The sequence below is a fragment of the Amycolatopsis sp. NPDC003865 genome, assembly GCF_053605345.1.
Genome location: NZ_JBSGJA010000024.1, coordinates 39756 through 64896, shown reverse-complemented (window position 1 = coordinate 64896; position 25141 = coordinate 39756). Strand labels below are relative to the sequence as shown.

General features: G+C 73.5%; 7 protein-coding genes and 1 pseudogene. 5 read left to right on the top strand and 3 right to left on the bottom strand.

The features are described from left to right. Positions 1-91: 91 nt before the first annotated feature. Together ACWEVP_RS40475 and ACWEVP_RS40470 are read left to right on the top strand one after the other, a co-directional pair. Entirely contained in the window at positions 92-658 is a 567-nt protein-coding gene (locus tag ACWEVP_RS40475) for a TetR/AcrR family transcriptional regulator (protein ID WP_452067876.1), read from the top strand. A gap of 105 nt (positions 659-763) precedes the next feature. Beyond that, positions 764-2143, top strand: a complete 1380-nt coding sequence (locus ACWEVP_RS40470; RefSeq protein ID WP_452067875.1) for an endo-1,4-beta-xylanase — start codon at positions 764-766, stop codon at positions 2141-2143. 12 nt (positions 2144-2155) lie between these two features. Here the strand turns inward: ACWEVP_RS40470 and ACWEVP_RS40465 are convergent, their stop codons facing one another. Beyond that, positions 2156-3007 (bottom strand): PaaX family transcriptional regulator, encoded by an 852-nt coding sequence (locus tag ACWEVP_RS40465; RefSeq protein WP_452067874.1) that lies wholly within the window; start codon positions 3005-3007, stop codon positions 2156-2158. Between the two features lie 117 nt (positions 3008-3124). Here ACWEVP_RS40465 and ACWEVP_RS40460 point away from each other — a divergent pair, with 117 nt between their 5' ends. Further along, positions 3125-4426 carry an MFS transporter gene (locus ACWEVP_RS40460; protein ID WP_452067873.1) on the top strand — a complete coding sequence of 434 codons (1302 nt, stop codon included), beginning with the start codon at positions 3125-3127 and terminating at the stop codon, positions 4424-4426. Between the two features lie 30 nt (positions 4427-4456). On the opposite strand, the gene ACWEVP_RS40455 is transcribed toward ACWEVP_RS40460, so the two are convergent. Together ACWEVP_RS40455 and ACWEVP_RS40450 are read right to left on the bottom strand one after the other, a co-directional pair. Continuing rightward, entirely contained in the window at positions 4457-5005 is a 549-nt protein-coding gene (locus ACWEVP_RS40455) for a cysteine hydrolase family protein (RefSeq protein ID WP_452067872.1), read from the bottom strand. Between the two features lie 4 nt (positions 5006-5009). Then, positions 5010-5105: pseudogene (locus ACWEVP_RS40450) on the bottom strand (hypothetical protein); the annotation flags it as partial. 1103 nt (positions 5106-6208) lie between these two features. Here ACWEVP_RS40450 and ACWEVP_RS40445 point away from each other — a divergent pair. Both ACWEVP_RS40445 and ACWEVP_RS40440 read left to right on the top strand, forming a co-directional pair. Next, entirely contained in the window at positions 6209-7483 is a 1275-nt protein-coding gene (locus tag ACWEVP_RS40445; RefSeq protein WP_452067871.1) for a serine hydrolase domain-containing protein, read from the top strand. Between the two features lie 74 nt (positions 7484-7557). After that, positions 7558-25140 carry a non-ribosomal peptide synthase/polyketide synthase gene (locus tag ACWEVP_RS40440; protein ID WP_452067966.1) on the top strand — a complete coding sequence of 5861 codons (17583 nt, stop codon included), beginning with the start codon at positions 7558-7560 and terminating at the stop codon, positions 25138-25140. Position 25141: the final 1 nt, after the last annotated feature.

Sequence of the window (25141 nt, the reverse complement as noted above, 5' to 3'; positions counted from 1 at the left end):
ACCAGGTCCGTGGCCGGCGAACCGCTCCTGGCAGGAGGCAAACTATGAGTCAATCCGTCTCAGAGGAGGCGGCCGCTCGTATGCTGTGCCGGTGAGGTACTCGACGGACCCGCGCGCGGCGCGTTCCCGGGAGGCGATCCTGGTCGCCGCCCGGGGGTTGCTGGCGAGCGAGGGGCCGGGCGCGGTCACCCACCAGCGCGTCTCCCAGGAGGCCGGCGTGGGGCGGGCGACCGTCTACCGGCACTGGCCCCGGTCCGAGCAGCTGCTGCTCGACGTCATGGAGGGCGCCGACCTGCCGCTGTTCAAGGACCCCGAGACGCCGGTCCGGCCCTGGCTGCGGCGGCAGCTGCGGCAGCTGGCCGACGAGGTGCTGCCGCCGGCGGTCGCCGGCCTGTCGCTCGCCATGATGCAGTCGGCGCTCTGGGACCCGCAGCTCGCGCGCCGCCGCGACGAGTCGAACGAAACCATTCGGGCGCGGCTCCACGCGGCGATCTCCTCGGCCGTCGCCGGGCACGAGCTCGAGACCGACGTCGACCCGGCGGACCTGGTGTCGCTGCTGGTCGGGCCGATCGTCTACCGCACGGCGATGCTGCGGGACGAGGTCCCGGACAGCCTCATCGAGCGGCTCCTCGACAGCGTCGGGACCTGGCGCCGCTGACGCGCCCGTCCGTCCATTGTGGAGCGTCCGAAAGTCGGGCGAAACTCTTTGCCGGGGTGCGGAGGGCCGTGCTGTGCTGCTCCTGAACCGGAAGGAGATCACGGGATGGCGAAGAGTTCTTCGGATCCGCGCGGCGGGTGGTGGCGGTCCTCGGCCTGCCGGCTGCTGGCGGGGGTGACCACCATCGCGGCGACGGCGGCCGTGCTGGTGACGGCGCCCGGAGCCGACGCCGCGGCCAGTACCCTGGGCGCCGCGGCCGCGCAGTCCGGCCGCTACTTCGGTACGGCGATCGCCGCCGGCAGGCTCGGCGATTCGGCCTACACCACGATCGCGGCGCGCGAGTTCAACATGGTCACGCCCGAGAACGAGATGAAGCCCGACGCGACCGAGCCGAACCAGAACCAGTTCAACTTCTCCTCCGGCGACCAGGTCTACAACTGGGCGGTCAGCCACGGCGCCAAGGTGCGGGGCCACACCCTCGCCTGGCACGCCCAGCAGCCGGGCTGGATGCAGAACATGGGCGGCAGCAACCTCCGCAACGCCATGATCAACCACATCCAGAAGGTGATGGCCCACTACCAAGGCAAGCTCGCCTACTGGGACGTCGTCAACGAAGCCTTCAACGAAGACGGCAGCCGCCGCTCGTCGAACCTGCAGAGCACCGGCAACGACTGGATCGAGGTCGCGTTCAAGACCGCGCGGGCGGCCGACTCCTCGACCAAGCTCTGCTACAACGACTACAACATCGACAACTGGAACTACGGCAAGACCCAGGGCGTGTACAACATGGTGCGGGACTTCAAGTCCCGTGGCGTGCCGATCGACTGCGTCGGCCTGCAGGCCCACTTCACCGGCGGCAGCTCGGTCCCGAGCAGCCTGCAGACGACGATCTCCAGCTTCGCGGCGCTCGGCGTCGACGTCGCGCTGACCGAGGTCGACGTCACCAACGCGTCCACGTCGCAGTACTCGGCGCTGACGCAGGCGTGCCTGAACGTCGCGAGGTGCGTCGGCATCACCGTGTGGGGCGTGCGGGACAGTGACTCCTGGCGCTCCAGCGAGAGCCCGCTGCTGTTCGACGGCGGCGGGAACAAGAAGGCCGCCTACAACTCGGTGCTCAACGTCCTCAACAGCGGCGGTACCACCACGACACCCACGACCACGCCGACCGGCCCGACGACGACTCCGACCACCCCCACCACGCCGACCACGCCCGGCGGAGGCAGTTGCACCGCTTCGCTGTCGGCCGGGCAGTCCTGGAGCGACCGGTACAACCTCAACGTCTCGGTCAGTGGTTCCAGTTCGTGGACGGTCACGATGAACGTGCCCAGCCCCGCGCGGATCATCGCCACCTGGAACGTCAGCCCGACGTGGCCGAGCAGCCAGGTGCTCGTCGCGAAACCCAACGGCAACGGCAACAACTGGGGCGTCACCATCCAGCACAACGGGAACTGGAACTGGCCCAGCGTCAGCTGCAGCACTTCCTGAGGGGGGAGGCGCTCAGCCGTCGGCCTGCTCGTCGGTGATCGAGTCGAGCAGGTCGGCGGCGATGGCGCGGGCGGCGGGCCGCAGCTCGGCGCTCAAGGCGTAGAACAGCTCCTGGGCGGGTTCGGCGGGCCAGTCCGCCGGCAGGTGTTCCCGCGGCAGCCGCGGATCGGTCCGGATGGTCTGCAGCCAGTCGGACTCCAGCAGCAGGTCGCGGGCGAGGCGGTCCGGCGCCTGGGCGGCCGGGTCCCGCCAGCGGTCCAGGAACGCGCGGTAGTGCCCGGCCAGGCGGTCGATGTCCCAGGCTTCCCGGACGATCCCGGCGACCTCGGTGGGTGGCAGCGCGCGGGCCTGGAAGACCTTGACGTGGCCGTCGGCGCCGAGGCCGTCGAGCAGCGGGACCGGGTCGACCTCGCCCGGCGCGATCCAGAGGCCGCCCTGCAGGCTGCCGAAGCCGGCCCACAGCAGCCGCGAGCGCAGGGCGTGCCGCTGGCGCTGCCACGACTCGGGCATCGAGAACCCGAGCAGCGTCCAGGTGCCGTCCCACTGCCGGTTGACCGCCCCGGCCCGCCAGATGCGCCGCTCGCCGTCGTGCAGGATCGCCCGCGACCGGCCGGTGAGGCCGACGTAGACGTGCCGCCCGCGGCGCACCCGGTGGAGCAGGCCGCGCCGCGCCATGCGGCTCAGCGTGGACCGGGTGGCGTGCTCGGAGACGCCGACGCGGTCCAGCACGTCGAGCACGCTCGCGGTGGCGACGTGGATCCCGCGGTCGAGGACGTGACCACCGAAGAACGTGAGCAGCAGCGTCTGCGGACGCGGGGTGTCGGCGCCGATGCCCTCGGCGGCGGGGACGGCCAGATCGCTCACGGCGCGAGCATAAGCCCCGCTCAATGTTGGGCAATGTCTTGACGGTGGTCACCGAACTGCTTAACGTTCGTCGCGCGTGACGCGGGTCACGCGCGGTCGGCGACGAGGCAGGACGCGATGGCAGACAACCTCCGCTCGCGGGCGCAGCTGCGCCGCGCGGTGCTCTCCAGCTACTTCGGCAGCGTGATCGAGTACTACGACTTCCTGCTCTACGCCACGGCCTCGGCGGTGGTGTTCAACAAGGTCTTCTTCTCCAACCTCGACCCGGTGCTCGGCACGATCGCCAGCCTCGGCACGTTCACCACGGGCTACCTGGCCCGGCCGATCGGCGGGATCGTCTTCGGGCACTTCGGCGACAAGCTGGGGCGCAAGCGGATGCTCGTCATCACGATGTCGATGATGGGCGTCGCGAGCACGCTGATCGGCGCCCTCCCGACCTACGCGCAGATCGGGGTGTGGGCACCGGTCCTGCTGATCGTGCTGCGGGTGCTGCAGGGCATCGCGGTCGGCGGCGAGTGGGGTGGCGCGGTGCTGATGTCGGCCGAACACGCGACCAGCCGCCGCGGGCTGTGGGCGAGCTTCACCAACGCCGGGGCGCCCAGCGGGATGGTGGTCTCCACCCTGCTGCTGACGCTGATGGGCGCGGTGACCACCGACGCGCAGTTCCTCGCGTGGGGCTGGCGCGTGCCGTTCCTGCTCAGCGTCGTGCTGCTGGGGATCGGCCTGTTCATCCGGCTGAAGGTCGACGAGACGCCGGTCTTCGCCGCGGCCGGAGAGCGCGCCGGCGCGCCGCTGCTGGAGGTCCTGCGCCACCACCCGAAGAACCTGCTGCTGGCGATCGGCGTGGGGTTCGGGGCGTTCGTCGCGCAGGGCACGCTGACGACGTACATCCTTTCCTACGCCGTGCACGCGGGGTTCTCGCGCCAGACCGTGCTCAACGCGATCACGGTGTCCTCGGTCGGCGCGGTGATCGGCATCATCGGCTACTCGGCGCTGTCCGACCGGGTCGGGCGCCGCCCGGTCGTCATCGCGGGCGCGCTGGCCACCGGCGTGGTGGGGTTCCTGCTGTTCCCGCTGATCGACAGCGGGAACGCCGCGCTGCTGACGCTGGCGGTGGTGCTGGGCCAGTCGGTGGCGCACCCGGCGATGTACGGTCCGCTGGCGGCGCTGTACACGGAGCTGTTCTCGACGCGCACCCGCTACACGGGAGCGTCGCTCGGCTACCAGATCGCGGGCCTCGGCGCGGGCCTCGGCCCGGTGGTGTTCGCGGCGCTCGCCGGCGCGGGGACGGGCGTGATCTCGGCGGTGATCGCGGCGTGCTGCCTGGTGACGGTGGGGTGTGTGCTGGTGTTGCGGGAGAGCCACCGCGCCGACCTCGAGGAGCCGGCCGGGTTGCCGGCGGTGAAGGTGGAGGGCTGAGGCCCCTCCGCGGGGCGGCGCCGCGGACGGCTACCGACCCGGCCAGCCGGCGCACGAGCCGATGCCGAAGCCCCGGCTCGGGAAGACCCGGTCCATGAAGAACGCGTGGACGGCGGGATCCTCGTCGGCGCACCCGTCGGCGAGGAGGGTGACGCGGTAGCCGCGGTCGGCGGCGTCATAGGCCGTCGCCGCGACCATCGCGCTCGTCGCCACCCCCGTGATGGTCACCGTGTCCACGCCGCGGGACCGGAGCACGAGGTCCAGGTCGGTGCCCGCGAAGGCGCTCGCCCGGCGCTTGCGCACGACGACGTCCTCGGGGAGCACCGGCAGGGCGGGCTCGATGCCCGGCGAGCCCTCGTGGAAGACGTCACCCGCCTCGTAGAAGGACTCGAACAGCGCGTCGCCCGGCGGCAGGTCCGCGCGGTTGACGCGGAACGCGGTCTGGACGTGCACCACCAACGTCCCGGCGGCGCGCGCCCGGGGCAGTACTGCCGTCACCGGTGCCACCACCCGGCGCGTGAACGCGAACCGCTCGGTGATGCCCCGCTGGAGGTCGCCGACGACCAGTGCCGTGCTCATGCGGTCAGCTTCCCAGAGCACGCAACAACCCCGTCCCCGGGTGGCAGCCCAGGTACTCGGACCGCGTCTGGTCCCGTGCGGCCACCGTGACCTCGTGGTGGAGGCGCGGCCGGGCCCGTCGTCTACAGGTACTTCAGCGCCGCGCGGAAGATCGCCACGTGCGTCTGTCGCGCAGGAAGTCCATGCCCGCGCGCGGCACCGGCGCGATCTGCACCTACCGGCCCTGACCGCCGCCGACGGCCGAGGGCTGTTGTCAGTGCGCCTCCGGCCGCTTTTCGAGATGTGCTTCGGTAACACCGCCGCCGGGATCGCGGCGGTCATCGCGCTTGCCCTTCGGTCTCCGAATCCGTTGCTCGCGAAGGCGAATGGCCTCTTCTCGCGTGTTCGGCCCCGCCTGGAGCCGTGAGCTCAATAGCCGCCCGGTATTCCGGGTGCCGGGGTCGTCCGCTCGGCTTGTGAAACGACTTGACGCCGCTGCGGGCGTGCCCGAGTTGCCCGCCGTGACCGGCTCCGTAAGGGCCGAAAGTCGGGAAAAAGCGCGGCGGGATTTCGTTACACGTCAATCGTGTGATCGTGAAAATGGCATTTCTCGCATTCTGGAACCCTGTGACACGGATGCCGGCAAGTGTTCAATGCACGCGAGAATGCACGTGCGTCTCACGTGCTGGTCCGGTTTGACCGGCTGATCTCCGGCGGCATTTCCGCAGTTCCGCACCCTGTTCGAGAATGTGGTGATGATCCTTTTCCGACTGGGCTCCGGTTGGTCTGCACCAGGCTGCGATTCGCGCGTTTGAGACCGCATTGCGGTGGGAAGCCTGCATCGGCGGCAGAGCGGCCGCCGGTGCGGGGAAGGCGCGGAGCTCGCGGCCGGAGTGGACGGAGGGAGACGGGGCGAAAGGACAGTCCGGCTGGTCGGAGCGCCGATTGTCGCGGCGCGGTTTTGTGCTGCCCGATTGCGGTATTCGATCCGGTTGCCGTTCGTTCACGTTCTGGAATAGTGCAGGCAATGTTGCGACGGGGAGTGTTCGTGAATGCGGATCGGGCGCCGATCGAATCCCACTATTGGCGGTACTGACGATCACGGTGCGCTTGGCAGCGTAAGTGTTCCAGCCGGGCGCGAAGTCGCAGGCTGACGGGGGCCGGAACGGTGGGGTGCGCGCAATTCCCGAGCACGCCGACACGAAGCTCGAAAGGTTCGTTCATATGCAGTCCGACAGAGATGTCCTCGACCGGCGGGCGGGCACCCGCCCGGTGCCGGCGGCCCGGCTGGACGCGCTCCTCGCGGGGCTCGTCCGCCGCCACCGGGTGCCGGGGGCGCAGCTCGCGGTGTGGCAGGGTGACGAAGCCGCCGTCGTGCAGGCCGGGGTCCGGCGCCACGGCGGAACCGGGGCGATGCTCCCCGCCTCCGCGGTCCCGGTCGGCTCGATCACCAAGCTGGTCACCGCCACGCTCGCGATGGTGCTCGTCGCGGACGACGACCTCGACCTGGACGAACCCGTCGGCGACGTCCTCGGTTTCCCGGGACTGCCCGCCGGGCTGACCACCCGCCGGCTGCTGAGCCACACCGCCGGTCTCCCGTCCGACCCGGCCGGCCTCGCCGGCTCGGCGCCGAGGGAGGTGCGCGACGCCGCGCCCGTCTGTCCACCCGGGACGGCTTTCTCGTACTCGAACCTCGGCTACGCGCTGGTCGGCTCGGTGATCGAGGCGGTGACCGGGATGGGCTGGCGCGAAGCCGTCGAGGCGATCGTCCTGCGCCCGCTGGGCATCGAGCCCCTGTTCGTCGACGACCCCGGCGTCGTGCCCGGCCACGCCGGCGACCGCCCGGTCGAGCAGATCCTGCCGCCGGTGCTCGACCCCGCCGGCGCGCTCGCGATGAGCGCCGCCGACCTCGTGACCCTGGGCCGGGTCCACCTCGGGAAGCCGGCCCTGCTCGACGTCGTCACCGCCGCCGACATGCACCGGCGGGTCGCGGCCGCCGAGCCGTTCGGCCTCGCCGACGGCTGGGGACTGGGCATCGCGCACTTCGGCGACCCCGACACCGGCTGGCTCGGCCACGACGGCACGGCCGACGGCACCTCCTGCCACCTGCGGATCGACCAGGCCGGCGCCTGCGTGGTCGCCCTGACCACGAACGGCACCACCGGCGCGGACCTGTGGCACGCGCTGGCCGCCGAGCTCGCGGACCTCGGCATCGACGTCCCGTCCCGCGCGGCCCGAGCGACGGAAGCGACGCGCGTGGTGCCGGTCCCGCCCGGCGACTTCGGCACGTACCGCAACGGATCCATCGAGTACGTGATCACGGCCGACCGCCTCGTCGTCGACGGTGAGGTGTTCCCCGAACTGGTGCTCCACGACGACCGGACGTTCACCGTCCGCGATCCGGCGACCGGCCGGGTCACCCCCTGTGGCCGGTTCCGCGGCGAGCCCGGTGCCTCGGCCGCGGTCGAAATCGGCGGCCGCCTGGCCGGGCGCCGCTGACGCAAGCCCCTGTCCTGCCCCGCCGGTAGCGGCGGGTTCCCCGTCGTGCCCGGAAGGTAGCGAAGACGATGACCGTGCAAGACACGCCGGCCGAACCGGACGGCACCGCGCCGAGAACCGCCGGCCTGGCGGAACTGTTCGCCGCACGGGCGCTTTCGGCGCCGGACGCCGTCGCCGTGGAAGGTGACGGCCTCCGGCTGACCTACGGTGAGCTGCACGCCCGGGCCGGGCGGCTGGCCGCCCACCTCGTCCGGCTCGGCGTGCGGCCGGAGGACCGGGCCGGGCTCCTGCTCGGCCGGTCGGCGGAGCTGGTCGTCGCCGAGCTGGCCGTCGTGATGGCCGGGGGCGCGTACGTGCCGCTCGACGGCCGCGCGCCGGACACCCGGCTGCGCACCCTTCTGGCCGACGCCGGGGTGTCGGTCCTGGTGACCGACGACCCGAGCCGGGCCGCCGCGATCCACAGTGGACCCGCCGTGTCCGCGGTGGAACCGTTGCCGGAGGGGGATTTCGTGCCGCCGCGGGCGGACCCGGACCGGTTGGCGTACCTGATGCACACTTCGGGCTCGACCGGGACGCCCAAGGCGGTCGCCGTCCGGCACCGCGACGTCGTGGCGCTGGCCGCGGACCGCCGCTTCGCCGGGGGCGCGCACGAGCGGGTGCTGCTGCACTCGCCGGTCGCGTTCGACGCGTCGACCTACGAACTGTGGGTGCCGCTGCTGGGCGGCGGCACCGTGGTGGTCGCCCCGCCCGGCGACCTCGACGTCGAGACGCTGCGAACCGTCCTTTCGCGACACCGTGTGACGGCGCTCTGGTTGACGGCCGGCCTGTTCCGCGTCGTCGCCCAGGAGGCGCCGGACTGCTTCCGCGGCGTGCGCGAGGTCTGGACCGGCGGGGACGTCGTCCCGGCCGGGTCCGTGCGGCGCGTGCTGCGGGCGTGCCCGGGCCTGACCGTGGTCGACGGCTACGGCCCGACCGAGACGACCACGTTCGCCACGGCCCACCGGCTGCCGTCGGCGGAGGCGGTACCGGCGGCCGTGCCGATCGGCCGCCCGCTCGACGACGTGCGCGCCTACGTCCTGGACGGCGCTCTCACCCCGGTCGCCGACGGCGAACCGGGCGAGCTCCACCTGGCCGGGGCCGGGCTGGCCCGCGGCTACTGGGCCCGGCCCGGTGCGACGGCGGAGAAGTTCGTCGCCGACCCGGCCGGCGCGCCCGGTGACCGCATGTACCGCACCGGCGATCTGGTGCGCCGCACCGAAGACGGCGAGCTGGAGTTCCTCGGCCGGGCCGACGACCAGGTCAAGGTCCGCGGCTTCCGGGTCGAGCTGGGCGAGATCGAGACCGTGCTCGCCGCGGCCCCCGGCGTCGCCGAGGTCGTGGTGGTGGCCCGCGAAGACCGGCCGGGCGTCAAACGCCTGGTGGCCTACGTGGTGGGGGAGCCGGGTGACCTCGAAGCGGTCGCCGCGGCGGCGCTGCCCGGCTACATGGTGCCCTCGGCGTTCGTGGTGCTCGACGAGCTTCCGTTGAGCGGCAACGGAAAGGTGGACCGCCGGGCGCTGCCCGCACCGCCCGCGGAAACCTCGGAAAGCGCCGGGCCCCGGACGGACACCGAGCGTGCCGTCGCCGGTGTCCTGGCGGAGGTGCTGGGTGTCGAGCGCCTCGGCGTCGACGAGGACTTCTTCGCACTCGGCGGCGACTCCATCCTCGCGGTGCAAGCGCTTTCGCGGCTGCGCCGGGAATTCGGCGCCGGGCTGTCGGCGCGGGCACTGTTCGACGCGCCCACCGTGGCGGCGTTGGCGAGCCTCCTCGAGGACGCTCCGCGCGCCGACGCCGCGATCCCGGTCGCGCCGCCGTCGGACGTGCTCCCGCTGTCCCCGGCCCAGCGGCGGCTGTGGTTCCTCGACGAACTGACCGGCGGCAGCGCCGAGTACAACACCGGCGCCGGGCTCCGGCTGGCCGGCCCGCTCGACGTCGACGCGCTGCGCGGGGCGCTCGCGTCGCTCTGCGCGCGGCACGAATCACTGCGGACGACGTTCGGGGACGGCGTCCAGCGGATCGCACCCACCGGCGAGATCCCGTTGCGCGTCGAAGAAGAACCGCCGGCCGACGACGTGCTGGCGGCCGAGCTGAGCGAGCCGTTCGACCTGCGGGCCGGCCCGCTGACCCGCGTGACCCTGTTCCCCCTCGGCCCCGGCGAGCACCTGCTCCTGCTGTGCCAGCACCACATCGTCACCGACGGCCGCTCGATCGGCGTGCTCACGAAGGAACTCCTCGACCTCTACGCCGGCGTGACCCCGCCGCCGCTGACCCTGGGCTACCGCGACTACACGCACTGGCGCCTGGAGTCCACTTCGGACGACCAGCTCGGCTACTGGCGCGATGCCCTGGACGGCCTCGAACCGCTCGCCCTGCCGACGGACCGGCCCCGCCCGCCGCAGCGCTCGACCGACGGCGCGGTGCACCGCCACGACCTCCCGGCCGGCCTGGTCCGGCGGATCGCCGACGCCGGCCGCCCGCACGGCGCCACGCTCTTCATGACGCTCACCGCCGCGGTGCAGGTGCTCCTGGCGGCCTACAGCGGGCAGCGGGACATCGCCGTCGGCACGGCGGTCGCCGGCCGCGACCGGGCCGAGCTCGAGCCGCTGACCGGGTTCTTCGTCAACACCCTCGTCCTGCGGTCCACAGTGGATGGTGATCGGCCGTTCGGCGACTTCCTCGGCGAGTTCCGTGAGACCGTGCTGACGGCGTTCGCGCACGGTGACGTCCCCTTCGACCGCGTCGTCGACGAGGTGCAGCCGGACCGCGACCCGTCGCGGACGCCGCTGGTGCAGGCCGTCGTCGTCCTGCAGACGCCGCTCGTGGAGCCGCGCGAGGTCGGCGGCCTGCGGGTGACCGAGTACGAGCTGCCGCGCCCGTCGGCCCGGTTCGACCTGGTCGTCGAGTTCTGGCCGCACGAGGACGGCTTGCGCGTCACCGTCGAGTACGCCACCGCGCTCTTCGACGCGGCCACGGTCGAACGCCTCACGCACAGCCTGGAGACGCTGCTGACCGGGATCGCCGCCGACCCGGCGCGCCCGGTGGGCGACCTCCCGCTGCTCACCGGCGCCGACCGCGAATTCCTGCTCCCGGCGAGCACGGAAAGCGCGGAAGGAACGGTCCCGGACCTCTTCGACCGCCGCGCCGACCGCCACCCGGACGCGACGGCGGTGGCCGGCGCGGTCGAGCTGACCTACCGCGAACTGAAGGACCGCGCCGACCGGCTCGCCCGGCGGCTGATCCGCCTCGGCGTCCGCACGGAGGACCGGGTCGGCGTGCTGATGGACCGCTCGGCCGACCAGGTCGTCGCCGTGCTCGCGATCCTCAAGGCCGGTGCCGCCTACCTGCCGCTGGACCTGCGGGCCCCGGCCGGCCGGATGCGGCTGGTCCTCGACGGCACCCCGCTGCTGCTCACCGACGAGCGGTGGCAGGACACGGCGGCCGAGGTCCACCCGGATCCGTTCGTGGTCACCGACGTCGACGAGCCGGCGGCCACTCCGGACATCCCGCTGGATCCGCGCAACCTGGCCTACGTCGAGTACACCTCCGGCTCCACCGGCGTCCCGAAGGGCGTGGCCGTGCGGCACGCCGACGTCGCCGCGCTCGCCGCCGACCCGCGGTTCGCCGGCGGCGCCCACGACCGGGTGCTGCTGCACTCGCCGCTCGCCTTCGACGCCTCGACCTACGAGCTGTGGGTCCCGCTGCTGAACGGCGGCACCGTCGTCGTCGCGCCGCCCGGCGACCTGGACGCCGACGCTCTTCGCGGACTCACGGCCGAGCACAAGATCACCGCGCTGTGGCTGACCGCCGGGCTCTTCCGGCTCTTCGCCGAGGACGACCCGGAGTGCTTCGCCGGCCTGCGCGAGGTCTGGACCGGCGGTGACGTCGTCCCGCCTGCCGCGGCGCGCCGGGTGCTCGACGGCTGCCCGGGGCTGACCGTCGTCGACGGCTACGGCCCGACCGAGACCACGACGTTCGCCTCGTCGTTCCCGATGCCGGTGGCGGCCGCGGTCCCCGAGACCGTCCCGATCGGCACGCCGCTGGCCGGCATGCGCGTGTACCTCGTGGACGACCGGCTCCGGCTGGTGCCGCGCGGCGCGTTCGGCGAGGTCTGCATCGCCGGTGCCGGTCTCGCCCGCGGGTACTTCGACCGGCCGGGCGCGACCGCCGAGCGGTTCGTCGCCGATCCGTTCGGCGCGCCGGGCGACCGGATGTACCGGACCGGCGACCGCGGCCGGTGGCGCACCGACGGCACCCTCGAATTCGCCGGCCGGGCCGACGACCAGGTCAAGATCCGCGGCTTCCGCGTCGAGCCGGCCGAGGTCGAACGCGTGCTGGCGGCCCAGCCGGGCATCGCCCAAGCCGTCGTGGCGGTGCGCGTGACCGGGACGCGCAAGCAACTGGCCGGATACGTCGTCCCGGTCGACAAATCCACTGTGGACACCGAGGCGCTCCGGCGTGCGGTCGGCCGCACGGTGCCGGACTACATGATGCCGTCCGCGATCGTCGTCCTGGACGCGTTGCCGCTCAACGCCAACGGCAAGGTCGACCGGCGCGCCCTGCCCGAGCCGCGCTTCGAGTCCACCGGGGACCGGACACCGCGCACCGAGCGGGAAGCCGTCCTCGCCGGCATCTGGGCCGACGTGCTCGGCGTCGAACGCGTCGGCGTGGAGGACAATTTCTTCGCCCTCGGCGGCGATTCGATCCTCAGCATCCAGGTCAGCGCCCGGGCCCGGCGCGCGGGCCTCGCCGTGACGACGGCCGACCTGTTCCGGCACCAGACGATCGCGGCGCTCGCCCCGGTGCTCGGGGACGCCGCGGCGGGCCCCGACCGCGGGCCGGTGACCGGCGAGGTCGCGCTCACGCCGATCCAGCGCTGGTTCTTCGCAACCGCGGCGGTGCCGTACCGGTTCGACCAGACGATCGCGGTCGAGCTCGCGCCGAACGCCGGCGAGGTCGCGCTCGCCGCGGCGCTGGCCGCGCTGGCCGAGCACCACGACGCCCTGCGGATGCGGTTCGAACCCGACGGCGACGGCTGGCGACAGCACAACGCCCCCGTCGGCGAAGGACACTCGATGCTGCGGTGGGCGCTGTCCGGCGAACCCGGCCGGCGCGTGCTGCACCTGGCCGCGCACCACCTGGTCGTCGACGGCGTCTCGTGGCGGCTGCTGCTCGAAGACCTCGACCGCGCCTACCACCAGGTCATCCGCGGCGAAGCGGTCGACCTCGGCCCGCGGACGACGTCGTTCCGCGACTGGGCTGCCAAGCTCGCCGAGCACGCCGAAGCGGGCGGCTTCGACGACGAACTGGACCACTGGCGGAGCCTGCCCGAGGCGGCCCCGATCCCCGTCGACGGCCACGGCGCGAACACGGTCGGCCGGGCCCGCGCGGTCACCGTCCGGCTCACCGCGGAGGAGACGCGGGCGCTGCTGCGGCAGGTGCCCGAGGTGTACCGGACGCAGGTCAACGACGTCCTGTTGACCGCGCTCGGCCGCGTGCTGGGGGAGTGGACCGGGCACGTTCCGGTGATCGACCTCGAAGGGCACGGCCGCGAAGAACTGTTCGACGCCGACCTCTCGCGGACGGTCGGCTGGTTCACCAGCATGTTCCCGGTGGCGCTGGACGTCCCGGACGACTGGGGCACCGCGCTGAAGTCGGTCAAGGAGCAGCTGCGGGCGGTTCCGCGGCGCGGCATCGGGTACGGCGCCCTGCGGTACCTGACCGGGACCGCGCCGGTGATCACCCCGCCCGTCAGCTTCAACTACCTCGGCCGGTTCGACCTGCCCGGCGACCTCTACACCGGCCTGCACCGCGAGCTGTCCCTCGACGCCGACCCCAGCGACAGCCGCCCGCACCTCCTCGAAGTCGTCGGCCGGGTCGACGGCGACACCCTCGAATTCGGCTGGCACTACGCCGAAGGCGTGCACGACGAAGCCACCGTCAAACGGCTGGCGGAGGGGATGCTCGACGCGCTGCGGGCGATCGCCGCGCACTGCGCGGACCCGGCGGCGGGCGGCCGCACACCCTCCGACTTCCCCCTCGCGCACCTCGATCAGTCCACTCTGGACGCACTGGTCGGCGACGGCCGCGAAGTCGAGGACGTCTACCCGCTGACGCCGATGCAGGCCGGCATGGTCTTCCACGACCTGGCCCAGCCCGGCGAACGCGTCTACTTCGAACAGATCTCCTTCACCCTCGAGGACGTCCCCGACCCGCGGCGGCTCGGGGAGGCGTTCCAGCGGATCGTCGACCGGACCCCGGTGCTGCGCAGCCGGATCGTCTGGGACGGCGTACCCGAACCGCTCCAGATCGTCCAGCGCACCGCCGAACTCCCGGTGTCCTGCCCCGAGGACGAAGCGGAGTACCTCGCGGCGGATCTGGCCGAAGGGCTCGACCTGGCGACGGCGCCCCTGGCCCGGCTGGCCATCGTGCGGCTGTCCGGCACGGCCGTGCGGGTGATCTGGACGTTCCACCACGTCCTGCTCGACGGCTGGAGCGTCTTCGGGATCCTCAACGACGTCGTCGCGCTGCTGCGCGGCGAAGAACCGCCGCCACGACGGCCGTTCCGTGACTACGCGGCCTGGCTGGCCGGCCAGGACGAGACCCTCGCCGAGACGTACTGGCGCGCCGAACTCGACGGCGTGACGCCCACGCCGCTGCCCGGCGACCGCGCTTCCGGGCGCGCCCACTCGGCGAGTTCCGGCGCCCGCGTCCCGCTCGAACTCGACGACGCCGGAACGGCGGCGGTCCACGCCTTCGCCCGCCGCCACCGGCTGACCGTGAACACCCTCGTCCAAGGTGCCTGGGCGGCGCTGCTTTCCCGCTACAGCGGCGAGCCCGAAGTCTGCTTCGGCGCGACGGTGTCCGGCCGCCCGGCCGAACTGCCCGGCGCGGACGACATCCCCGGCCTGTTCATCAACACGCTCCCGGTCCGCGTGCGCCTCGACCGGGACCGGGGCGTCGCCGCCTGGCTGCGCGACCTCCAGGCCGCGCAGGCGGAATCCCGGCGCTTCGGGCACGTCGGGCTGCCCCGGCTGCAGGCGTGGAGCGGCAGCGGCGGGAGTCTGTTCGACAGCATCGTGGTGTTCGAGAACTACCCGGTCGACGAGGTCTCCGGGCTGCGGGACGTCGTCGCGGCCGAGCGCACCAACTACCCGCTCGGGCTGGTCGCCTACCCGGGACGGCGGCTGTCGCTGGTGCTGACCCACGACCCGGCGGTGATCGCCCCGGCGGTCGCCACCCGGCTCGCCGCCCACCTCGAAGCTCTGCTCCGGGGCATGGTCGCCGCCCCGGACGCACCGGTGACGCGGGTGCCGATGCTGTCGGCGGCCGACGTCCGGCAGCTGCTCACCGAACGGAACGACACCGCGCACCCGGTGCCGGCGGGGACCGTGCCCGAGCTGTTCGCGGCCCGGGTGCGCAGTCACCCGGACGCGGTCGCGCTGGTGACGGACGACGAGTCCGTCACCTACAGCGAACTCGACGTCCGCGCGAACCGGCTGGCCCACCGGCTGCTCGGCCTCGGCGTCCGGCCGGAGGACCGGGTCGCCGTCCTGATGGACCGCTCGCCCGCGCTCGTCGTCGCCGAACTGGCGATCCTCAAGGCGGGCGGCGCGTACCTGCCGCTGGACCTGCGCGCTCCCGCCGACCGGCTGCGCCTGCTGCTGGCCGAAGCCGAGGCCGACGTGCTGGTCGCCGACGACACCTGGCTGGCTACCGCCGAAGAAGTCCACAGTGGACCAATTGTGACCGGTGCGGGCGACCGGCCGGAAACGCCGCCTGTGCTGGCGATCGATGCCGACCAGCTCGCCTACGTCATCTACACGTCCGGGTCGACCGGCAAGCCCAAGGGCGTGGCCGCCCGGCACCGCGACGTCGTCGCGCTGGCTGCGGACCGGCGGTTCGCCGCGCATGACCGGGTGCTGCTGCACTCGCCGCAGGCCTTCGACGCCTCGACCTACGAGCTGTGGGTCCCGCTGCTGAACGGCGGCACGGTCGTGCTCGCCCCGCCCGGCGACCTCGACGTCCACACCCTCGGCCGCGCGCTCACCACGCACGGGGTCACCGGCGCGTTCCTCACCACCGGGTTGTTCCGCCTGGTCGCCCAGGAAGCCCCCGAGGTGTTCGCCGGGCTGCGCGAGGTCTGGACCGGCGGCGACGCCGTGCCCGCGGCCGCCCTGCGCCGCGTGCAGGCCGCCTGCCCCGGCGTCCTCGTCGCCGACGTCTACGGCCCCACCGAAACCACGACGTTCGCGACCGTGCACCCGCTGCCCGGCGAGATCCCCGACGTCGTCCCGATCGGCGCGCCACTGGACAACACGCGCGTCTACGTCCTCGACGGCGACCTGCACCTGACCCCGCCGGGCGCGCCCGGCGAGCTGCACATCGCCGGCGCCGGGCTCGCGCGCGGCTACCTCGGCCGGCCCGGCCTGACCGCCGACCGGTTCGTCGCCGACCCGTTCGGGCCGCCGGGGGAGCGGATGTACCGCACCGGCGACCTGGTGCGCTGGACCGGCGACGGCGCGCTCGAGTTCGTCGGCCGCGTCGACGAGCAGGTGAAGGTGCGCGGGTTCCGCGTCGAGCCGAGCGAGATCGAAGCGGCGCTCGGCGAGCACCCGGACGTCGAGCAGGCCGCGGTGCTGGCGCGCGCGGACGGCGGGGTGAAGCGGCTGGTCGCCTACGTCGTCGGCGAGACCGCGGGGCTGGCGGAGTTCCTCGGCAAGACGCTGCCGGACTACATGGTGCCCGCCGCGTTCGTCCGGCTGGACCGGTTCCCGGTGAACGTCAACGGCAAACTGGACCGGACCGCGTTGCCCGCGCCCGACTTCGGCGGCCGGGAGCACGTGGCCCCGCGCACCGACCGCGAACGCCTCGTCACCGAGATCTGGGCCGAGGTGCTGGGCGTCGAGCGCGTCGGCGCGACCGACGACTTCTTCGAGCTCGGCGGCGACTCGATCCTCAGCATCCAGGTGGTGTCCCGGGCCCGCCGGGCCGGGCTGGAGCTGCTGCCCGGCGACCTGTTCGCCCACCGCACACCGGCCGCGCTCGCCGCAGCGGCGCGCACCACCACCGAGACGGCCGAGCGCGGCCCGGTCAGCGGAGCCGTGCCACTGACCCCGATCCAGCGCTGGTTCTTCGCGACGCAGACCGCCGCGCCGGACCACTTCCACCAGTTCGTCCACTGGGGACCCGGCACCGTGGACGTCGGCGCGGCCCGGCGAGCCGTCGACGCGCTGCTGGCGCACCACGACGCCCTCCGGATGCGGTTCAGCCACGACGAAGCCGGCTGGCACCAGGAGAACGGCCCGGTCGGCGCCGAGACCCCGCTCGTGCGCCTCGCCGTCTCCACGCACGACGTCAAGCTCACCGTGCACCACCTCGTGGTCGACGGCGTGTCCTGGCGGGTGCTCGTCGAAGACTTCGAGCACGCCTACGGCCAAGCGCTGCGGGGCGAGCCGATCGACCTCGGCTCGCGGACGACGTCGTTCCGCGAATGGGCCGGCCGCCTGACCGAGCACGCCAGGAACGGCGGCTTCGACGACGAGCTGGACCACTGGCGCGGCCTGCCCGCGGTGACGCCGATCCCGGTCGACGGCGAAGGCGACACGACGGCTGCCGGGCTGCGCTCGGTCACCGTCCGGCTGCCCGAGCCGGAGACGACCGCCCTGCTGCGTGAAGTCCCGCCGGTCTACCGGACGCAGGTCAACGACGTGCTGCTGACCGCGCTCGGCCGGGTGCTGCGGGACTGGACCGGCGGCACGCCCGTCGTCGACCTCGAAGGCCACGGCCGCGAAGACCTGTTCGCCGGTGTCGACTTGTCGAGGACGGTCGGCTGGTTCACCAGTGTGTTCCCGGTGGCGCTGGACGTCCCGGACGGCTGGGGCACCGCGCTCAAGGCGGTCAAGGAGCAGCTGCGCGCGGTTCCGCGCCGCGGCATCGGGTACGGCGCCCTGCGGTACCTGGCCGGCACCGCCCCGGAGATCGATCCGCAGATCAGCTTCAACTACCTCGGGCAGTTCGGCTCCGGCCGCCTCGAATCCGACGAGAGCCCCCGCTCGGCGCGGGCGCACCTGCTCGACGTCGTCGGCCGCGTCGAAGCCGGCGAACTCGAACTGACGTGGTACTACGCCGAAGGTGTCCACCATGAGTCCACTGTGGACACGCTGGCCACGGCGATGCGCGAAGCGCTGCGGGAGATCGTCCGGCACTGCGCGGACCCGGGCGCGGGCGGCCGGACGCCGTCCGACTTCCCCCTGGCCGCCCTCGACCAGTCCACCCTGGACGAACTGGTCGGCGACGGGCGCGCGGTCGAGGACGTCTGCCCGCTGACGCCGATGCAGTCCGGCATGGTCTTCCACGCCCTGTCCCAGCGCGAGGAACGCGTCTACTTCCAGCAGGTCGCCTTCGTGCTCGACGGGGTCGGTGACCCGGCCGCCCTCGAACGCGCGTGGCGGCACGTCGTCGACCGGACCCCGGTGTTGCGGACGCGGATCGTATGGGAGGACGTGCCCGAGCCCGTCCAGGTCGTGCAGCGCCACGTCGACGTCCCGGTCACCCACCACGACTGGCGCGGCCGCACCCCGGCCGAGCGGGACCGGGCCTGGCGGGACCTCCTCGACGCCGACCGCGCCCGCGGGCTCGACCTGACCGGGACGCCGTTGCTGCGGCTGGTGCTGGCGCGCCTGTCCGACACCGAAGTCCGCGTGCTGTGGACGTTCCACCACGTCCTGCTCGACGGCTGGAGCGTCTTCGGCGTGCTGTCCGACGTCTTCGCCGCGTACGCCGGCGACGAGCTGCCCGAGCGGCCGCCGTTCCGCGACTACGTGACCTGGCTGGCCCGCCAGGACGACGCCGCGGCCGAACGGCACTGGCGAGCGGAGCTCGGCGACCTCGCCGCCCCGGCCCGGTTGCCCTTCGACCGCGTGCCCGCGCAGGCCCACACCACCCGTTCTTCGCAGTGGCTGCGCATCCCGCTCGAGAACTCCGGGCGGTTGCGGGACGCGGCCCGCCGCGCCGGGCTCACCGTGAACACCGTCCTGCAGGGCGCGTGGGCGCTGCTGCTGGCGCGCCTCGGCGGCGAGCCGGACGTCTGCTTCGGCACCACGGTGTCCGGCCGCCCGGTCGAGCTGCCCGGCGCCGACGACATCACCGGCATCTTCATCAACACCCTCCCCGTGCGGGTCACTGTCGCGGGCGGGCCGGTGGCGGACTGGCTCGCCGCGCTGCAGGACCGTCAGGTCGAGTCCCGCCGGTACGGGCACTTGCCGCTGACGAAGCTGCAGGCGTGGAGCGGCACCACGGGAAGTCTCTTCGACAGCATCGTCGTCTTCGAGAACTACCCGGCCGACACCGCGGCGGCGCACGGGCTGCGCCTGCGGGACGTCGACGCGGCCGAGACGACCAGCTACCCGCTCAGCGTCGTCGCCTCGCCGGGCGAGCGGATCACCCTCGACGTCGGCTACGACCCGGACCTGTTCGACACCGCGACGGCCGAGCGGATCGTCCGGCAGCTGACCGGCGTCCTCGACGCCTTCGCCGCGGACCTGCACCGGCCCCTGTCCGACGTCGACCTGCTCACCGACGCCGAACGCCACCGGGTGCTGGTCGAGTGGAACGCCACCGGACACCCGCTGCCGGAAGGCGATCCGGCCGCGCTGTTCGCGGCCCAAGCCGGGCGCACCCCGGACGCCGTCGCGCTGACCGGGGACGGCTTCCAGCTGACGTACGCCGAACTGGACGAGGCCGCCGACCGGCTCGCGCGGTACCTGGTCTCGCTCGGCGCCGGGCCCGAACGCCTGGTCGGCGTGCTCATGGACCGCTCGCCCGGCCTCCTCGTCACCGAACTGGCGATCATCAAGGCGGGCGCGGCCTACCTGCCATTGGACACCCGTGCGCCGGCACCGCGGCTCAAGACCCTCCTCGCCGGCGTCACCATCCTCGTCGCCGACCAGAGCTGGGCCTGGACCGCCCGCGCGATCCACCAGGGACTCGTCGTCGTACCGGACGGCCGGACGGCGGAGGTACCGCTGCCGGTCGCGGACCCGGACAACCTCGCGTACGTGATGTACACGTCCGGTTCGACGGGGACGCCGAAGGGCGTGGCCGTGCGCCGGCGCGACGTCGTGGCGCTGGCCGCCGACCGGCGGTTCGCCCCGCACGACCGGGTGCTGCTGCACTCGCCGCACTCCTTCGACGCCTCGACGTACGAGCTGTGGGTACCGCTGCTCACCGGCGGCACGGTCGTCGTGGCGCCCCCGGGCGACCTCGACGTCGACACCCTCGGCCGGCTGCTCACCACGCACCACGTCACCGGCGCGTTCCTCACCACCGGCCTCTTCCGGCTGGTCGCGCAGGAAGCCCCGGCGGCCTTCGCGGGGCTGCGGGAGGTGTGGACCGGCGGCGACGCGGTCCCGGCCGCCGCGCTGCGCCGGGTCCGCGAAGCCTGCCCGGACACCGTGGTCGCCGACGTCTACGGCCCCACCGAGACCACGACTTTCGCGACCGTGTACCCGATGCCCGGTGCGGTTCCGGACGTCGTCCCGATCGGCAGGCCCCTCGACAACATGCGTGCCTACGTCCTCGGCCCGGACCTGCGGCCGGTGCCGCCCGGCGCGCCCGGCGAGCTGTACCTCGCCGGGGAAGGCCTGGCGCGCGGGTACCTCGGCCGGCCCGGGCTGACGGCCGAACGGTTCGTCGCCGACCCGTTCGGGCCGGCGGGGGAGCGGATGTACCGCACCGGCGACCTGGTGCGCTGGACCGGCGAGGGTGCGCTCGAGTTCGTCGGCCGCGCCGACGAGCAGGTCAAGGTCCGCGGGTTCCGGATCGAGCCCGGCGAGATCGAGGCCGCGCTGGCCGCGCACCCCGGCGTTGCCCAGGCGGCGGTGCTGGCCCGCGAAGACCACGGTGTCAAACGCCTGGTCGCCTACTTCACCGGTGCCGCGGACGACCTGGCCGGGTTCCTCGGGCAGACGCTGCCGGACTACATGGTCCCGGCCGCGTTCGTCCGGCTCGAGCGCTTCCCGTTGAACGTCAACGGAAAGCTCGACCGGACCGCGTTGCCCGCCCCGGACTTCGCGGCGGCCGGCACCCACCGGGCGCCGTCGACCGAGGCCGAGCGGGCGCTGGCCGCGATCTGGGCGGACGTGCTCGGCGTCGAGGACGTCGGAGCCGAGACCAACTTCTTCGAACTGGGCGGTGACTCGATCCTCAGCATCCAGGTCGTCTCCCGCGCCCGCCGCGCCGGCCTGACCCTGTTGCCGCACGACGTCTTCCGGCACCCGACCCTGGCCGCGCTCGCCGCACACGCGGGCACGGACCACAGTCCGCGCGCCGAGCAGGGCCCGGTCACCGGGGAGGCACCGCTCACCCCGATCCAGCGCTGGTACTTCGAGACCCAGCCCGCGCGGTTCGACCAGCGCGTGGTCGTCGAGTTCGCCGAGGACGTCGACGAGCACGCTCTCCGCCGGGCGCTGGAGGCGGTGTGGGCCCACCACGACGCCCTGCGCCTGCGGTTCGACCACGGCAACCAGCGCGGCGAACCGGTGTGGCCCGCCGAACTGCGCACCGGCGAGGTGTCCTTCGACCTCGGCCGCGGGCCGCTGCTGAACGCCGTCCTCGACGGGCGGCGGCTGCTGCTGGCCGCGCACCACCTCGTCGTCGACGGCGTCTCCTGGCGGATCCTCCTGGAGGACTTCCACGCCGCCTACCGCGGTGAGGACCTGGCGCCGAAGACGACATCGTTCCTCGCCTGGGCGCGACGGCTGGCCGACCACGCCGAAGCCGGCGGCTTTGACGACGAACTCGACCACTGGCGTGGCCTGCCGCCGGTGCGGCCGCTGCCCGCCGACGGCGACGGCCCGGCCACCGTCGCCGAGAGCCGCGAAGTTACCGTCCGGCTCACCGCCGAAGAGACGCGGGCGCTACTGCACGACGTCCCCGAGGTGTACCGGACGCAGGTCAACGACGTGCTGCTGACCGCGCTGGGCCGCGTGCTGCGGGACTGGACCGGGCACACCCCGGTGATCGACCTCGAGGGGCACGGCCGCGAGGAGCTGTTCGACGACGTCGACCTGTCCCGGACGGTTGGCTGGTTCACGACGGTGTTCCCGGTCGCCCTCGACGTTCCGGACGACTGGGGTACCGCGCTGAAGTCGGTCAAGGAGCAGCTGCGGGCGGTTCCCCGGCGGGGCATCGGCTACGGCGCCCTGCGCTACCTGACCGGCACGGCCCCCGCGATCGACCCCCCGATCGGCTTCAACTACCTGGGCCGGTTCGACGACGCCGCCGGTGGCCTCGACGCCGACGTCGACCCGGACGCGCCCCGCACGCACACCCTCGACGTCGTCGGCCGGGTCGTCGGCGGCGAGCTGGAGCTGGCCTGGTCGCACGTCGCCGGCGTGCACCACCGGGGCACCGTCGAACGCCTCGCCGAGCGGATGCTCGCCGCGTTGCGGGAGATCGTCGCGCACTGCGCCGAACCGGGCGCGGGCGGGCGGACCCCGTCGGACTTCCCCCTGGTCCCGCTCGCTCAATCCACAGTGGACGATTTGGTCGCCCGCGGCGCCGAGGACGTCTACCCCGTGACGCCGATGCAGGGCGGCATGGTGTTCCACGGCCTTTCCCAGGCCGGGCAGGGCTTGTACTTCGAGCAGGCGACGTTCGTGCTCGACGGCGTCACCGACGTCGAGCGGCTCGCCGAAGCCTGGCAACGGGTCGTCGACCGCGCTCCGATCCTGCGCACCGCGTTCGTCTGGGCCGGGGTCGCCGAACCGGTCCAGGTCGTGCACCGCGAGGTCACGCTGCCGGTCCGCCGGCTCGACTGGACCGGGCGCGATCGTGACGAGGAGCTGCGGAAGCTCCTCGCCGAGGACCGCGCGGAGGGACTCGACCTCGGTACGGCGCCGCTCACCCGGGTCGCGCTGGCCCGGCTCTCGGCCACCGAAGTCCAGGTGCTGTGGACGTTCCACCACGTCCTGCTCGACGGCTGGAGCGTCTTCCAGGTGCTCTCGGACGTGTGCACCGCCTACGCCGGGCAGCCGCTGCCCGCGCGGCCGCCGTTCCGCGACTACCTCGCCTGGCTGGGCCGCCAGGACCAGGTGGACGCCGAACACTTCTGGCGCACCGCGCTCGACGGCGTCGAAGGCCCGACGCCGGTGCCCACCGACCGGACGCCGGCCCCGGGCCACGCGCCCGTTTCGGCCGAGTGGCTGCCGGTCAAGCTCGACGAGCCCGCCACGGCCCGGCTCGACGCGTTCGTCAAGCGGCACGGCTTGACCCACAACGTCGTGCTGCAAGGGGCCTGGGCGCTGCTGCTGTCGGTCTACAGTGGACGCGACGACGTCGTCTTCGGTGCCACCGCCTCCGGCCGGCCCGCCGAGGTGCCCGGCGTGGACGACATCACCGGCATCTTCATCAACACCCTGCCGGTCCGGGCCGGCGTCGACCGCCGCGCCCGCGTGGCCGACTGGCTCGCCGGGCTGCAGGCCGCGCAGGCGGAGGCCCGCGGGCACGGCCACGTGCCCCTCGCGCGGGTGCAAGGCTGGGCGGGCCTGCCCGGCGGGGCCGACCTGTGCGCGAGCCTGGTGGTGTTCGAGAACTACCCGATCACCGGCGCGGCCGCCGGCCACGGCCTGACCGTGCGCGGCCTGTCGGCCCGCGAGACGACCAGCTTCCCCCTGACCGTGGTCGCCTCGCCGGGGGCCGAGCTGTCGGTCGACGTCGGCTACGACCCGGCCCTGTTCGACGCCGCGACGGTGTCCCGGCTGGCCGGGCACCTGCTGACGGTCCTCGGCGAGCTGGCCGCGGACGGCGACCGCGCCCTCGGCGCGGTCACGATGACCACCCCGGCCGAAGCCCGGCTGCTGGCGCGGTGGACGACGACCGGCGACGAGCCACCGGCCCGGTCCCTGCCCGAGCTGTTCGCCGAGCGGGTCCGCGCCCGGCCGGACGCGGTCGCGGCCGTCCTCGACGGCGAGGCGGTCACCTACGCCGAGCTGAACCGGCGGGCCAACCGGCTCGCGAACCGCCTGGTGGGCCTGGGGTTGCGGCCGGAAGAACCGGTCGGGCTCGCCGTGAGCCGCGCGGACGCCGTGGTCGCCGAACTGGCCGTGGTCAAGGCAGGCGGCGCGTACCTGCCGATCGACACCCGCGCCCCGGCCGAGCGGCGGAAGCTGCTGCTCGACGGCGTCCGGTTCGTCATCGCCGCGGAGGAGCACCCGCTCGGGCAGACGGTGTTGCTGTCCTCAGTGGACGAGGAATCCGGCGCGGACCCCGAAGTCGCCGTCGATCCGGACCAAGCCGCCTACGTGATGTACACGTCCGGCTCCACCGGAGTGCCGAAGGGGGTCGTGGTGCGCCACCGCGATGTCGCCGCGCTGGCCGCCGACCGGCGGTTCCGCGGTGGGGCGCACGAACGCGTCCTGCTGCATTCGCCGCTGGCCTTCGACGCCACGACGTACGAGCTGTGGGTGCCGCTGCTGACCGGCGGCCGGGTGGTCGTCGCCCCCGGCGAAGGCGTCGACGCGCCGGCGCTGCGGGACCTCGTGCGCGAGCACGGCCTGACCGCGATGTGGATCACCGCCGGGCTCTTCCGCGTCCTCGCCCAGGAAACCCCGGACTGTTTCGCCGGGTTGCGCGAAGTCTGGACCGGTGGCGACGTCGTCCCGGCCACCTCGGTGCGGCGCGTCCTCGCCGCGTGTCCCGGGTTGCGGGTCGTCGACGGCTACGGCCCGACCGAGACCACGACGTTCGCGACCGCGCACCCGATGGCCGGTGTCGTCCCGGACCGCATCCCGATCGGCCGGCCCCTCGACGGCGTGCGGGCCCGCGTCGTGGACGCGGACCTGCGCCCGGTGCCGCCGGGCGTGCCGGGCGAACTGTGCCTGGCCGGGGCGGGCCTGGCCCGCGGCTACCGGGACCGGCCCGGCCTCACCGCCGACTGGTTCGTGGCCGACCCGCTCGGCGCGCCGGGGGAGCGGATGTACCGCACCGGCGACCTCGTCCGCTGGACCGCCGAAGGCACCCTCGAGTTCCTCGGCCGCCGCGACGACCAGGTCAAGCTGCGCGGGTTCCGCGTCGAACCGGGCGAGGTCGAAGCCGTGCTGGCCCGGCACCCGGACGTGGCGCAGGCCGCGGTCGTCGTGCGGGAAGACCAGCCGGGCGCCAGGCAATTGGTGGCCTACGTCGTGTCCGATGTGGACGATTTCGTGCTCCGGGAGTTCCTGGCCCGCACGGTGCCGGACTACCTCGTGCCGACCGCCTTCGTCACGCTCGACCGGCTGCCGGTCAGCGCCAACGGCAAGGTCGACCGCCGCGCGCTGCCCGCACCGGCCGCGCCGGAAACCCGGCACGTCGAACCGGAAACCGAGACCGAACGCGCGCTCGCCGGGATCTGGGCCGAAGTGCTCGGCGTCGACCGGGTCGGTGCCGAAGACAGCTTCTTCGCCCTCGGCGGCGACTCCCTGCGCAGCCTGCAGATCGCCGCACAGGCCAGTGCGCTGTTCGACGTCCGGCTCACCCCGGCCGACGTCCTGGCCGCGCGCACGGTCGCCGGGCTGGCCGGAACCGTCGAGGAACTCATCCTGGGCGAGCTGGAAAGCCTCGCCTTCGACCAGGAAGCGTGAG